General features: G+C 68.1%; 13 protein-coding genes. 5 read left to right on the forward strand and 8 right to left on the reverse strand.

All coding sequences use genetic code 11. From position 1 onward, the window contains the following. Positions 1-2: 2 nt before the first annotated feature. Entirely contained in the window at positions 3-890 is an 888-nt protein-coding gene (locus tag ACFQ2S_RS15325) for an SMP-30/gluconolactonase/LRE family protein (RefSeq protein WP_386075750.1), read from the forward strand. Between the two features lie 13 nt (positions 891-903). Here ACFQ2S_RS15325 and ACFQ2S_RS15330 read toward each other — a convergent pair whose 3' ends face one another. Continuing rightward, positions 904-1,791, reverse strand: a complete 888-nt coding sequence (locus ACFQ2S_RS15330; RefSeq protein ID WP_386075752.1) for a LysR substrate-binding domain-containing protein — start codon at positions 1,789-1,791, stop codon at positions 904-906. Positions 1,792-2,002: 211 nt separating this feature from the next. Between ACFQ2S_RS15330 and ACFQ2S_RS15335 the strand changes: the two genes are divergently transcribed. The 3 genes from ACFQ2S_RS15335 to ACFQ2S_RS15345 are packed head-to-tail and all read left to right on the forward strand — an operon-like array spanning position 2,003 to position 6,307. Beyond that, complete coding sequence (locus ACFQ2S_RS15335) at positions 2,003-3,661, forward strand: GMC family oxidoreductase (RefSeq protein ID WP_386075753.1); 1,659 nt, start codon at positions 2,003-2,005, stop codon at positions 3,659-3,661. Beyond that, the gene (locus ACFQ2S_RS15340) at positions 3,651-4,859 is read left to right on the forward strand and encodes a mandelate racemase/muconate lactonizing enzyme family protein (protein WP_386075755.1); all 1,209 of its coding nucleotides are present in this window, start codon (positions 3,651-3,653) and stop codon (positions 4,857-4,859) included. The genes ACFQ2S_RS15335 and ACFQ2S_RS15340 overlap by 11 nt, the downstream gene beginning before the upstream one ends. A gap of 17 nt (positions 4,860-4,876) precedes the next feature. Next, positions 4,877-6,307: an aldehyde dehydrogenase family protein gene (locus ACFQ2S_RS15345; RefSeq protein WP_386075756.1), complete on the forward strand. Its 1,431-nt coding sequence runs from the start codon at positions 4,877-4,879 to the stop codon at positions 6,305-6,307. 10 nt (positions 6,308-6,317) lie between these two features. Here ACFQ2S_RS15345 and ACFQ2S_RS15350 read toward each other — a convergent pair whose 3' ends face one another. The 4 genes from ACFQ2S_RS15350 to ACFQ2S_RS15365 all read right to left on the reverse strand — a co-directional run bounded on the left by ACFQ2S_RS15350 (position 6,318) and on the right by ACFQ2S_RS15365 (position 9,829). Then, positions 6,318-6,812, reverse strand: coding sequence for a SixA phosphatase family protein (locus tag ACFQ2S_RS15350; protein WP_386075758.1), 495 nt, complete (start codon positions 6,810-6,812; stop codon positions 6,318-6,320). Between the two features lie 95 nt (positions 6,813-6,907). Continuing rightward, positions 6,908-8,059 (reverse strand): TauD/TfdA family dioxygenase, encoded by a 1,152-nt coding sequence (locus ACFQ2S_RS15355; protein WP_386075760.1) that lies wholly within the window; start codon positions 8,057-8,059, stop codon positions 6,908-6,910. Between the two features lie 25 nt (positions 8,060-8,084). Further along, entirely contained in the window at positions 8,085-8,840 is a 756-nt protein-coding gene (locus tag ACFQ2S_RS15360; protein ID WP_386075762.1) for a class II aldolase and adducin N-terminal domain-containing protein, read from the reverse strand. A gap of 20 nt (positions 8,841-8,860) precedes the next feature. Further along, a complete protein-coding gene (locus ACFQ2S_RS15365; protein WP_386075763.1) occupies positions 8,861-9,829 on the reverse strand; it encodes an NAD(P)-dependent oxidoreductase in 969 nt (322 codons plus the stop codon). Between the two features lie 205 nt (positions 9,830-10,034). Here ACFQ2S_RS15365 and ACFQ2S_RS15370 point away from each other — a divergent pair, with 205 nt between their 5' ends. Continuing rightward, positions 10,035-10,466: a DUF1489 family protein gene (locus ACFQ2S_RS15370; protein WP_386075765.1), complete on the forward strand. Its 432-nt coding sequence runs from the start codon at positions 10,035-10,037 to the stop codon at positions 10,464-10,466. Between the two features lie 7 nt (positions 10,467-10,473). Here ACFQ2S_RS15370 and hisG read toward each other — a convergent pair whose 3' ends face one another. The 3 genes from hisG to hisS are packed head-to-tail and all read right to left on the reverse strand — an operon-like array spanning position 10,474 to position 13,766. Continuing rightward, positions 10,474-11,172 carry an ATP phosphoribosyltransferase gene (hisG, locus tag ACFQ2S_RS15375; RefSeq protein ID WP_386075767.1) on the reverse strand — a complete coding sequence of 233 codons (699 nt, stop codon included), beginning with the start codon at positions 11,170-11,172 and terminating at the stop codon, positions 10,474-10,476. After that, positions 11,169-12,284: an ATP phosphoribosyltransferase regulatory subunit gene (locus ACFQ2S_RS15380; RefSeq protein ID WP_386075769.1), complete on the reverse strand. Its 1,116-nt coding sequence runs from the start codon at positions 12,282-12,284 to the stop codon at positions 11,169-11,171. Before ACFQ2S_RS15380 ends, hisG begins: the two co-directional genes overlap by 4 nt. A 3-nt stretch (positions 12,285-12,287) precedes the next feature. Further along, complete coding sequence (gene hisS, locus ACFQ2S_RS15385) at positions 12,288-13,766, reverse strand: histidine--tRNA ligase (protein ID WP_386075771.1); 1,479 nt, start codon at positions 13,764-13,766, stop codon at positions 12,288-12,290. Between the last annotated feature and the right edge of the window lie 49 nt (positions 13,767-13,815).

Here is a 13,815-nt window from a genome sequence, read left to right on the forward strand (position 1 = left end):
CCATGCTTCAGAAGGCAGACACTGGGTTCAGGCGCCTTGCCCAGCCGATGGCGATCACCGGCAAGTCGCCGCTCTGGGACGAGACGCGCGGCTGCCTCTGGTGGATCGACATACAGGCGCAGCGCCTTCTGAGAACGCTCGAGACCGGCGAGACGACCGCCATCGCGGTGCCCTCCCAGCCGGGTTTCGTGGCACTGGCCGACAGTGGCCGGCTGGTGCTCGGGCTGGAGAACGGGCTCTGGACCTACGCGCCCGAAAGCGCCGCCTGGGAGCAGGTCAGCGAAACGGAGGCCGACCGGCCCACGGTGCGCCTCAACGACGGCAAGCCGGATTCGCGCGGGCGCCTCTGGTTCGGCTCGATGGACATGACCCACACCGGCAAGGCCATCGGCCGCCTCTACCGGCGCGATCCTGGCGGCGAGGTCACGGCGATGCGCGAGGGGGTCGCGATCCCCAACGCGATCGTGCCTTGCGGCAACGGCCGCTCGCTGCTCTTCACCGACACGGCGCGCCGGCGCATCGAGCTGATCGACACCGATCCGCGCAGCGGCGACATCACCGGCACGCGGGAGATCCTGCGCCTCCCGGACGGGAGCAACCCCGACGGCGCCTGCATGGATGCCGACGGCAATTTCTGGGTGGCCATCGTCGGCCCCGGCGAGGTCCTCCGCATCAGCCCCTCCGGCCGCTGCCTGCAACGGCTCCGGACGCCGGTCATGCGGCCGACGTCGGTCGTCATCGGCGGGTCGGACGACCGGACCCTGTTCGTCACGGATCAGCGCCGGTTCCTGCGGCCGTCGGAGCTTGCCATGCATCCCGGAGCCGGCGCGCTGCACGCCATGCCGCTCGACGTCCGGGCGAGCCCGGTGCACCGCGTCGGTGGATTGTAGGGCATCCCGGGGCTCAGCCGACTGGGGCCTGCTCCATGTCGGGTTCGACCGGATCGGGCCCGACCATCCAGTTTCGGAACGCTTCCACCTCCTTACGCTCCCTCAGCCCTTCGCGCGCCACCAGAAAATAGGCCTCGCGGATCGGCAGGCGGTATTCGAAGGGCGAGACGAGGAGGCCACGATCCAGGAACGACTGTGAAAAGCTCTCATGGATCAGCGCCGCCCCGAACCCCGCCGAGATTGTCTGCAGCGCGATCAGGGAGGAGTCGGCCGTGATCCAGACTGGCGGCGCCGGCAACTCCAGCCCGAAATGATCCGACAGCCGGCCCCATTCGACCTCTGACCCCAAAACCGGCACGACGCCCGCGCCCAGCAGGTCGTGGATCCGCGGCGGCTCGCCAAAGGCGCGCGCATGGTCTGGGTGGCAGACCACGGTGGCGAACTCGTGCCCGAGTTGCCAGATGTCGCGCTCGTCCCAATGCCCGGTGCCGTAACGGATATCGAGATCGATCGACTCGTTGTCCATCCGGTCCGACCAGACCGCTGTCGACAGCTGGATCTCGATCTCCGGATGCAGGTCGTGGAACGCCTTGAGCCGGGGCGCGAGGATCAGCGTCGCATAGCTGATCGAGGCGCGCACCCGCAGCTTGCGCTTGCGGCGCACGGTGAAGAGCCCCTCGGTCGCCTCCTGGATCTCGCTGAAGGACTTGCGGATCGGCAGCGCGTAGGCCTGCCCCATGTCGGTCAGCTCAACGCCGCGCGGAAGGCGCCGGAACAGCTGGATCCCGAGGTGCTGTTCCAGCAGGCGGATCTGCTGGCTCACCGCCGCGGGCGTCAGGTTCAGTTCGGCCGCAGCGTCGGAAAAACTGCTGTGACGCGCAGCGGCCTCGAAGGCCCTCAACCATATGACATGTGGAATCCGGATGGGGCACCTGTGAATAGTCGCCCGGGCCGGGGCGGTGTCGCGCGTTGCGGAAGGATGTGCAGTAAACCCCGCCGCATCAAGCCCCGGCAGCGTTAAAATGAACCGCCCCATAGCCGCAACAGCGGTTGTTTGAAGCTGCGCGGCCGTTGCGGTGTCATCCACCGGCTAGAACGGGGCCAGCACCGGCATGGACGGATCGATCTTCGACTACATCATCGTTGGGGCGGGCTCTGCGGGCTGCGCCCTCGCCGAAGGCCTGACCCGCGACGGCCGGAACAGCGTGCTGCTGATCGAGGCCGGGGGATCGGACAGGAAGTTCTGGATCAAGGTGCCGATCGGCTATGGCGTCAACTTCGCCAACCCGCGGCTCAACTGGGGCTACCATGCCGAGCCGGACCCGGCGCTGAACGGCCGCGTGGTCTACTGGCCGCGCGGCCGTGTCATCGGCGGGTCGAGCTCGATCAACGCCATGGCCTATGTCCGGGGCCTGCCGCAGGATTTCGACGACTGGGTGTCGCAAGGCGCCGAAGGATGGTCCTGGGAGGCCGTGCGCCCGGCCTTCGAACAAATGGAGCGCCATCTCGAACGCGACGCGGAGGGCCGGCCGCGTCAACGCTGGGACGGGCCGCTCTGGGTCAGCGACCTCAGCGACCAGATGAACCCGTTCTCGCGGCGGTTCCTCGCCGCCGCAGGAGAATGCGGCTGGGCGCAATGCGAGGATTTGAGCGCCGCGACCGCGGAAGGCGTCGGCTATTACCGCAGCACCGTGCGGAACGGCCTGCGCTGTTCGTCGGCCGACGCCTTCCTTGCCCCGGCGCGCCGCCGGGCGAACCTGAAGGTCGTCTCGCAGGCAGTGGTCGAGCGCATCACCTTCGAAGGACGCCGCGCCACCGGCGTGGCCCTGCGCCTCCAAGACGCGCGCCTCAGCGTCCGGGCCGGGCGCGAGGTGATCCTGAGCGCCGGGTCGGTAAATTCGCCGAAGTTGCTGCAGCTTTCCGGGATCGGGCCGGCCGAACTGCTGAAATCGCACGGGATCGCACCGCGCCAGGACCTGAGCGAGGTCGGGCGCGGATTGCAGGACCATCTGGCAATCTCGCATCTCTTCCGGGCCACCGCACCCACGCTGAACAACGTGCTCGGACGCGTGGCGCCGCGGCTTTGGGCCGGGATGCGCTATCTCTCCACGCGGCGTGGGCCGCTCGGCGTGCCGGTCAACCAGGTCGGCGGCTTCCTGCGCTCCGATCCCGGGCAGCCGGTGCCCGACCTGCAGATCTATTGCAACCCGCTGTCCTACTGGTCCTCGCCCGCCGGCAGGCCGGTGCTCGACCGCGAGCCGGGCTTCCTGCTCAGCGCACAGCTCTGCCGGCCGGACAGCCGGGGTGAGATCGTCCTCCGCTCCGCGAACCCCGAGGATGCCCCGGTGATCCGCGCCAACTCGCTCGCCACGGAGCACGACCGCGACGGCGCCCGCCGGTGCCTGCGGATCATCGACCGGCTCGCCGCCGCGCCCTCGCTGGCCGGGGTGGTTCGCGAGCGGCTGGTGCCGGAACCGGCCATGACCGACCCGGAGGAGCTGATGAACGATTACCGCGCACGGGCCTCCACCGTATTTCACCCGACGTCGACCTGCCGGATGGGGAGCGGGCCCCGCACCTCGGTGCTCGACCCGCGGCTGCGGGTCCACGGCATCGGCGGGCTGCGGGTCGTCGACAGCTCCGCCTTTCCGTCCGTCACATCGGGGAATACCAATGCACCGACGATGATGCTTGCGACACGGGCGGCGGAGATGATCCTCGAGGATGCCGCGACGGGTCGCCAGGAACGGGAGCTTGCCCATGCGACTTGAAAAGATCGAAACCTTCATCTTCGGCAACCCGCCACCGCGCCACGGCGGACGCTACTTCATCTTCGTGCGGCTCACCACGTCCTGCGGGATCTCCGGGGTCGGCGAGATCTACAATGCTACCTTCGGCCCGGAGCTTTGCGCCGCGATGGCCGTGGAGATGTTCGAACGCCAGTTCGAGGGGGCGGACCCGCACCATATCGAGCGGCTCTGGCGGCAATGCCACAGTGCGGGCTTCACCCAGCGGCCGGACGTGACGGTGATGGGCGTGCTGAGCGGGCTGGAAATGGCCTGCTGGGACATCGTCGGCAAGGCGGCGGACCAGCCGGTCTACCAGCTTCTGGGCGGCAAGGTGAACGAGCGCCTTCGCAGCTACACCTATCTCTATCCGACCGAAGGCGACGTCTATCCGGACCCGGGCTCGCCCAGCGTCTACGACGATCCGGACCTCGCCGCCGAGGTGGCCGTGCAGATGGTCGACAAGGGCTTTACCGCGATCAAGTTCGATCCGGCCGGCCCCTACACGATCTACGACGGCCACCAGCCCCGGCTGGAGGACCTGACCCGCTCGGAGATGTTCTGCAAGCGGATCCGCGAGGCGGTGGGTGACCGGGCCGACCTGCTCTTCGGCACCCATGGGCAGTTCACCGTTTCCGGCGCCAAGCGTATGGCGCGGCGGCTGGAAGCCTACGATCCGCTGTGGTTCGAGGAGCCGACCACCCCCGAGAACGCCGGCGACATGGCCGAGATCGCGCGCTTCACCTCGATCCCGGTGGCCGCCGGCGAGCGGCTCTGTACCAAGCACGAATTCGCCCGCCTGCTGGAGGCCGGTGCCGCCTCGATCCTGCAGATGAACCTCGGCCGCGTAGGCGGCATCCTCGAGGCCAAGAAGATCGCCGCAATAGCCGAGACCCGTCAGGCCCAGATCGCGCCGCATCTCTACTGTGGCCCGGTGGTGGCCGCCGCGAACATCCAGCTTGCCACCTGCAGCCCGAACTTCCTGATCCTCGAAAGCATCGGGACCTTCGACGGCCCCTACATGACGCCCCTCAGGACGGAAATCGCCTGGGAGGACGGCTACGTCCTGCCCCCCACCGCGCCGGGACTTGGCGTCGAGCTCGACGATGCCGCGATCGCGGCGTCACCCTACACCGGCCGGGAACTGCACCTCGACATGGCCCGCGACCCGGTCGTTCCCTGAGACCCGAAAGGACAGACATGCACAGCCTCGACAGGTTCTACATCGGCGGCGACTGGGTCGCCCCGAACGGCACGGAAACGATGCCGGTGATGAACCCCGCCTGCGACAGCCGGATCGGCACGCTCACCCTCGGCAATGCCGTGGATGTCGACCGCGCCTTGGCGGCCGCTCAGGCTGCCTTCGAGACGTTCTCCCGCACCACGAGGGGCGAGCGTCTGGACCTGCTGGAGCGGCTGCTCGAGATCACCCGGCGCCGCCAGGACGACCTCGCCCGCGCGATGACAGCCGAGATGGGCGCACCGGCGACGATGTCGCGCGAGGTGCAGGCGGAATCCGGCATCGGGCATCTCGAAGCCTTCATCGCCGCATTGAAGGCGCAGGAGGAAGAGCAGACGCTCGACAATGGCGACATCCTGACCCGCGAGCCGATTGGCGTGGTGGGTATGATCACGCCCTGGAACTGGCCAATCAACCAGATCGCGCTCAAGGTGATCCCGGCCCTCGCCACCGGTTGCACCTGCGTGCTGAAACCCTCCGAGCACACTCCGCTCTCGGCCAATATCTATACCGAGATCGTGCACGAGGCGGGCTACCCGGCGGGGGTCTTCAATCTCGTGCACGGCGACGGGCCGACCGTGGGCGCCGCCATCGCGCGCCATCCGGACGTGGCGATGGTCTCCTTCACCGGCTCCACCCGTGCCGGGGTCGAGGTGTCGCGCAATGCCGCCGAGGGCATCAAGCGGGTGACGCTGGAACTGGGCGGCAAGTCCCCGAACCTCGTCTTCGCCGATTGCGATCTGGAGACGCGTATTGCAGAGGGCGTCGCGACCTGTTTCTACAACACCGGGCAATCCTGCGACGCGCCGACCCGGATGCTGGTGGAGCGGAGCTGTTACCCGCGCGCGCTGGAGCTCGCCCGTCAGGCCGCGGAGGCCCAGGCGGTGGGCGACCCCGCCGAGGAAGGCGACCACATCGGGCCGCTCTTCGACCGCATCCAGTACGACCGCGTGCAAGCGCTGATCGCGGTCGGCATCGCCGAGGGCGCAACCCTGCTCGCCGGGGGGCCGGGCAAGCCGGAGGGGCTGGAACAGGGCTGGTTCGTCCGCCCGACGATCTTTGCCGATGTCACCAACGACATGCGGATCGCGCGCGAGGAGATCTTCGGCCCGGTCCTGGTGATGATCCCCTTCGACACCGAGGAGGAGGCCATCCGGATCGCCAACGACACCGACTACGGCCTCGCCGCCTATGTGCAGACCTGCGACCCGGAGCGCGCCCGAAGGGTCGGCGACAGGCTCCGCGCCGGGGTGATCCAGGTCAACGGCCGCCCCTCGGGCTACGGCTCCCCGTTCGGCGGTTACAAGAAATCCGGCATCGGCCGCGAGGGTGGCATCTTCGGGCTGGAGGATTACCAGGAGATTAAGGTCCGCGCGCCCTTCACCACCTGAGGGACGCGCCTCAGGGCATCCGCAGCACAACGAAGACGGGAGCGCCGTCACCAACGGGCGCGACGAGGAACAGGTTGGCGAAGTCGTCGTCTTTCACGTCGGGCGGCGTCTCGACGCCCAACTGAAACAGGATGCCCGGGATCGTTTCGGTATGCGCGATGACGAGGACGGTGTCCTCGGCATGATCGAACACCAACAGGTCCATAAGCCCCGCGGTATCGGTCATTGGCACTTCGGTCCGTTCCATATCGAGCGAGGCCGCGATGATCTCCCCGGTCTCCCGGGACCGCGCCGCGTCGGTGTGGAGGACGATGTCGATACCGGATGTCTTCAGGAGGTCGGCCCAGGCCTCTGCCCTACGGCGCCCTGCGGCGGTCAGGGGCGGATCATCGCCCTCCGCCTCCTTTTCGCCGTGCCGGATGACAAACACCATCTCCTGCGCCGTCGCAGCCGATCCCCAGCCGAGGGAGGCAAGGATCGACGTCAGCAGGAGGATCGTCTTCACAGCGGAACGCCTCGTGTTGCCATCCTTCAATCAAACGCAACGCAAAAGGTTTACGCAACGGCAAAGTGCGGCCCGCCAGGACGACCGCCCGAACCTCAGGCGCTCTGCAGCGTCGGTTCCAGGGCCGTTGCGCCCGTGTGCCCCTGCTTGGCCAGCACCCGGTAGGTGCTGCGCAATGCGCCGCGGTCGGTGTAGCAGCCGCGCAGGTGGCGCATGCCGCTGTCGGCCACGTAGCCCTCTCGCCCGTGCACGATCCGGTGGTTGTCGAAGATCACGCATTGGCCCGCAGTCGACCGGAAGCGCATCAGGAAGCGTTCCTCCTGCATCATGCGGATGAACTTGATGAACGCCGGGTAGTAGGTGTCGAGCAGTTCCTGCGGCAGATCCAATATGTCCTGCAGGTGCTGGGAGATCGTGACGCCGGTCACGCGGCCCTCCGGGTCGGTTTCTATCACCCGCTGGTGGGCGCGGTAGTCCCAGCTCTCGTGGCGGTAGAAGAAGGGAATGTCGTGGCTGGCCAGCAGGCGATAGGCCTCCGGGTCCTCGTCGCAAAGGGCATTGGCCACCGCAGCCCCGTCGAGAAAGAGCGACCGGCCGCCTTCCACGGTGTTCTCGAGGCAATGCAGGAACTGCACCCCCGGCGCGGCCTCCTCACCGGGCAGGTCGGTGTGCATCTCCAGAGGCCCGGCGGTGAAGGCGAGGTTCGTCGGCGCGATCTCGACGCGGATGTCGAAGAAGAGCCCTTCGGCGGAGGGCGTGATCGGGCCGATGGCATTGACCAGACGCGGCAGGCTGCCCTCGTCGTCCGCCATGTCGGTGACGATCGCGATGCCGTCCTCGATCAGCGCCCGGAGCAGGCGCGCGCGGGTGTCGGGGTCGTTCAGCACGGCCTCCTGCGGCAGACGCGTCATCGCCGACGCATGGTCGGCGTACCACAGGCGACGCGGCAGATCCGCCGGGTCCTCGGGCTTGCCCCGGGTGGCGAATGTGTCGAGCAAGGAGAGCGGGATGCGGCTCACGTGATCCTCGCCCAGCCAGTCGACGACCAGCTCGCCGGCGTCGATCCGCGCCGCGGCGGCACGGGGAAGGTCGTGCAGCGCAGAGACGTCGAAGATCCGTTCGCGCGTCTGCGGGTCGATGCAGGACGGGCAGGCATCGCGCAACCAGCAGAAGTTGAAATAGGCCGGCCCGGTGGCCAGCGGAACGATCATGCCGGTCTCGGTCAGTTCGATCGGGCTGTCAGTCATGTCTCGGTGCCTTCCCGTCGCTGGTTCAGGTTGCGTAGTCGGAATTCTCGGTGTCGAGGATCTCGCGGATCGCGGAGAGGTGCGCCTCCGCCTGTCCGGGGTAATCCTCGAGCTCGCAGGCCGTCTTCTCGGCGATCTCGTGGGAGAGCACGCGCAGCGGCTGCCCCGTCTGCAGCGCGCGGATATAGGTCTCGGCCGCGCGCTCGAAATAGTAGAGCCGGTTGAAGGCATCCGCGACACTGTCACCCAGAACGAGCACGCCGTGGTTGCCCATGATCATGACCTTCTTCTTCGGGTCCGTGAGCATGGACGCGCAGCGCTCGCCCTCTTCCTCGAAGGCCAGCCCGCCGAACTGCTCGTCGATCACGGTGCGGCCGTAGAAGGTCGCGGTGTTCTGGTCGATCGGTGGCAGGGTGCTGTCGGCCAGGGAGGCCAGCACGGTGGAAAAGATCGAATGGGCGTGCATCACGCAACGGGCGTGGGGACAGCGCCGGTGAATCGAGCCGTGCAGCCCCCAGGCCGTGGGATCGGGGGCATCCGGACGGTCCAGCGCGGACGGGTCGTTGGCGTCGAGCAGAAGCAGGTCCGAAGCCCGGATACGCGAGAAATGCGCCTGGTTCGGGTTGATCAGGAACTGCGTGCCCGCGTCGTTCACGGCGAGGCTGAAGTGGTTCGCCACCGCCTCGTGCATGTTCAGGCGCGCGGTCCAGCGGAAGGCGGCGGCGAGGTCGGTGCGTTCCTGCCAATACGCGATGTTGGGACGGGTGTCGTCGAGGCTCACGGCTGTCTTCCCTTCAGCGGTCATTCGGCGGCGACGGGGCGGGCGATGCCGGTCGGGACGACCTCGTAGCCCGGCTCCTCGGGCTCGTCGTCGACCATCTCGGGCGGAAAGCCGGGCGCGCGGATGTCGAGCCCGGTGGCGTCCTCCAGGCGGCGGATGATGTTGGGCGACAGCTCGCGCGGGCCATACCGTTCCTGCCCGTCGCGGAAGATCTCGTTGAGCAGCGGAGAGATCTCCAGCGGCACGCCGGCGCGATCGGCGATCGCCTGGAACAGGCCGATGTCCTTGGCGACGAGATCCATGGTGAAGGAGATGTCGCGCGAGCCGTTGAGGATCACCTGGCTCTCGGTCTCGTGCACGAAGGAGGTGCCGGAGGAGATCTTGATCGCCTCGTAGGCGGTGTTCATGTCCATCCCTGCGGCCTTGGCAGTGACCAGCGCCTCGCAGACCGAGACGAGGTTGGCCGTGGCGAGGTAGTTGGTGACGACCTTGAGGACCGACGCCGAGCCCACGGGACCGGTATGCAGGACCCGGCGCCCAAGCGTCATCAGCAACGGGAGGACGCGCTCGAAGGTTTCGCGCTCGCAACCTGCGAAGATCGAGATATTGCCGGTGTCGGCCCGGTGGCATCCGCCCGAAACGGGGCAGTCGACGGCGGTGCCGCCCTTCGCCTCGACCAGCGCGGCAAGGCGGCGGATCTCCGCATCGTCGGTGGTGGACATCTCGAGCCAGATCTTGCCGGGGACGACCTCGGGCAGCATCTCCTCCATCACCGCCGCAGAGGCCGCGGGCGAAGGAAGGCAGGTGATGACCACGTCGCAGTCACGCATCAGGTTCGCCGCATCGCCGGCCGCGGCCGCACCGCGGCCCACGAAACCTGCGACCAGCTCGGGCTTGCGGTCGAGCACCGTCAGATCGAAGCCGTTCCGCAGCAGGCTGCCGCTCAACTTGCCGCCCACGTTCCCCAGGCCGATAAACCCGACTTTCATGTCCCAAGATCCACTTCGCCGTTTCCATTTCGGCGATGGTGGCAAAAAGACCGAGCGCTGAGAAACGATCTGATTGCGCGCTCAGGCCAAACTGCGGTTGAAGCAGCGGCGCGGGACAGGGCGACGACAGGCGAAACCGCGCCCACAAGGATTGGCCATGCCGCCAATCCTCCCTACATTATGTGCCGCGTGCGAAAGGGAATCTGTGGAAAACTACGTCAACCTCATCAAGCTGTGCGTCGGGGCCGAAGCGGTCGACGACCTCATCGCCTGGCAGCAGAGCGCCCGGGCCAAGGGTCCGGACGGCTTGCCCCGGCACATCACCCGCATGTGGCCGCGCCGAGAGGCGGAGTTGCTGGCGGGCGGCTCGATCTACTGGGTGTTCAAGGGCACGATCCTGGCCCGCCAGAAGATCTTGCGGCTGGACGAGGTAACGGGTGCGGACGGGGTTTCGCGCTGCGCGCTGGTGCTGGACCCGGAGGTCCACCGCACCGAAGCGGTGCCGCGCCGCCCGTTCCAGGGCTGGCGCTACCTGCCCGCAGAGGACAGCCCCCGCGACCTGCCCGAAAGCCGGGCGGCCGACGACGAGCTGCCGATGGACCTCGAACTGGCGCTGGCCGAGATCGGGGTGCGCTGAGCGCCCCTCAGACGTTTTCCTCGAGCCGTTCCGACAGGATATCGAGCGCCGCCCGAGTGCGATCGTTCCACGCGGCGGATTTCGAGCGGAACAGCGTCGCCTGGCTGCGGTGGATCAGCCCGTCGGACAGGATCTTGAGGTGATTGGCGCGCAGCGTGTCGCCGGTGGAGGTGATGTCGGCCACGGCCTCGGCGGTCAGGTTCTTGACGGTGCCCTCGGTCGCGCCCTGGCTGTCGACCAGCTGGTAATCGGCTACCCCGGCCTCGCGCAGGAACTCCCGCACCATCCGGTGATACTTGGTGGCGATCCGCAGCCGGTGCCCGTGCCGCTGCCGGAAGGCCGAGGCGACCGCGTCCAGATCCTCCAGCGTGTCGACATCGACCCAGCATTTCGGCACCGCGATAATGAGATCGGCCTGTCCGAAGCCCATCCCGCTCAGCTCCTCGACCCGGTCCTGCCAGGCGGGGATACGCTCGCGCACGAGGTCGGTGCCGGTGACGCCGAGGTGGATCCGACCGGCGTTCAGCTCGCGCGGGATCTCGCCCGCGGAGAGCAGCACCAGGTCGACACCGTCGATCCCGCCCACGGCGCCCGCGTATTCCCGCTCCGAGCCGGTGCGCCGGATATCGAGACCGCGCGCACCGAACCAGTCAAAGGTCTTTTCCATCAGCCGGCCCTTGGAGGGCACTCCGAGTTTCAGGCTCATGCCGCGCCTCCGCGCCCAAGTTCCAGGACCAGCCCGGGGCGGATCATCCCGCCCACCGCCGGCATCTCGCGCCCCTGCCCCAGCACCCGCGTCAACGCGTCGTAGCGCCCGCCGGAGGCCACCGGCGGCAGGTGCGGCTGGCGGCCGGCGTAGAAGCCGAAGACGAAGCCGTCGTAGTATTCCATCGTGGTGCGGCCATAGTTCGCCTCGAACTCCACCGCATCGAGATCCACCCCATGCGACTGCATCACGTCGAAGCGCCGCTCCAGCCTGTCGAGCGCCGGGTCGAGCGCGGGCATGTCGACCGCGATGTCGCGCAGACGCGCCAGCGCATTGCCGGGAGTCTCGCGGATATCCAGAAGGTCGTCGATCAGCGCAACCTCGGCCGCGGAAATCGGCGGCTCGGCAGCGTCGTCCTGCAGCGTGCGAAGGCGCGCCTCGATCTCCTTCGGCGAACGCAGGCCGATCTGCGGTCCGTTGGCGGCAAGCAGCGCTTCAGCGCTTTCTGCCTTCAATCGGCGCAGGAGCTCCGCCCGGCTCGCCGGCACGCGGGAGCGGCCGGAATACCGTTCGAGCAGCGCGCGGAACCGGCGCGGGCGCCAGATGTGCCGCATCAGCGCCGACTTGCGCGGGGCGCTCGCGTTCAGCCCGGAGACCGCCGAGGTCAGCAGCCCGATATCGCCCATCGCCGCCCGCAGGGACAGTGGCGCCAGCACACTGGCAAAGCGCGCGAAGACCTCGGCCTCGGCCTCTTCAGGGTCTGCGGCGTCGAAGATTTCGAGCCCGACCTGGAAATACTCGTTGGCCCGGCCTGGCTCCGCCACCTCCTGCCGCCGGAACACCTCGCCGGCATAGGTATAGCGCGCAGCACCCTCGCCCGAGGCCATGTGCATCTCGACCACCGGCACGGTGAAGTCGGGGCGCAGCATCTGCTCGCCCTTCAGCGGGTCGCCCGTCACATAGGCACGGGCGCGGATATCCTCGCCGTAAAGGTCGAGTAGCGTGTCGGCCGGTTGCAGGATGTCGGGATCGACGATCCGTGCTCCGGCCTCGAGAAACACCGAGCGGAGCCGCCCGGCTTCGGCGCGGACCTGGTCCTTGGTCGGCTGCATGGGTCAGCCCCCCGCCTGGAGGATGCGCCGGATCTCGGCCACCATCTCGTTGCGCGGCACCTCGCGCTGCGCGGGCTGGCTCTTCCACTCCTCGAGGCTGGCATTCTCGGCGATCTTCGCGCCCAGCACCAGGTCCTTGACCTGCACCACGCCGCGCGCCGCCTCGTCCTCGCCCTGGATCACCGCCACCGGCGAGAGCCGCTTGTCGGCATACTTGAGCTGGTTGCCGAAGTTCTTGGGGTTGCCGAGGTAAACCTCGGCCCGGATTCCCTCGGCCCGCAGTTCACCCACCATCGCCTGATAGTCGGCCATGCGGGCGCGATCCATCACCGTCACTATGACCGGCCCCCTGGTCAAGCCGTCGAGCCGCCCCTTGGCGCGGAGCGCGGCCAGCAGCCGGTCGACGCCGATGGAGACACCGGTCGCCGGCACCGCCTGCCCGGTGAAGCGCTTAACCAGGTCGTCGTAGCGTCCGCCGCCTGCGACCGAGCCGAACTGGCGCGGACGGCCCTTCTCGTCGGTGATCTCGAAGGTCAGCTCCGCCTCGAAGACCGGGCCGGTGTAGTAGCCGAGGCCACGGACGACCGACGGGTCGATCTCGGTGCGGTCCGGGCCATAGCCCTGCGCCGCCAGCAGCTCGCCGATCTGTTCAAGCTCGTCCACGCCGGCAGTGCCAATGCTGGAGCCGGTGACGACCTCTCGCAGCGACCGGATGGTGGCTCCGGCATCGGCGCCTTTGGCCTGCATGAAGGCCAGCACTGTGTCGGCCACGTCGTTGCTCAGCCCGACGCCGTCGATGAAGGCGCCGCTCTGGTCCTTGCGGCCGGTGGTCAGCAGCTCGCGCACGCCATCCGCGCCGACCTTGTCGAACTTGTCGATGGTGCGCAGCACGGCGTCGGCGGTCTCGCGGTCTTCGGCGGGGTTGACGCCCACCGCTTCAAGCACGCCGTTCAGGACCTTGCGGTTGTTGATCCGCACGAGGTAGTCGCCGCGCGGAATGCCCACGCGCTCCAGCGCGTCGCTGAGCATCGCGCAAACCTCGGCATCGGCGGCGACGGAGGGCGCGCCGACGGTGTCGGCATCGCATTGATAGAACTGCCGGAAGCGTCCCGGCCCCGGCTTCTCGTTGCGCCAGACCGGACCCATCGCATAGCGGCGGTAGGGGCTCGGCAGGTCGTTGCGGAACTGCGCGGCCACACGGGCGAGCGGCGCCGTCAGGTCATAGCGCAGCGCCAGCCAGTCGCCCTCCTCTTCCCAGGCAAAAACCCCGGCGTTCGGGCGGTCGACGTCCGGCAGGTACTTCCCGAGCGCCTCCACCGTTTCCACGGCAGAGGTTTCCAGAGGGTCGAAACCGTAAAGATGATAGACCTCGGCGATCTGACCGAGCATATGGTTGCGCTCGGCCACTTCCGCACCAAAATAGTCGCGGAAGCCCTTGGGCGTTTCGGCCCTGGGGCGGCGGGGCTTCTTGTCCTTGGCCATGACGGGGTTCCTCGGGTCTGTCGTCGCGGCAGCGTCTAGCCCAAGGGGG

It is taken from the genome of Tropicimonas aquimaris (genome assembly GCF_042676185.1).
Classification (GTDB): Bacteria; Pseudomonadota; Alphaproteobacteria; order Rhodobacterales; family Rhodobacteraceae; genus Tropicimonas; species Tropicimonas aquimaris.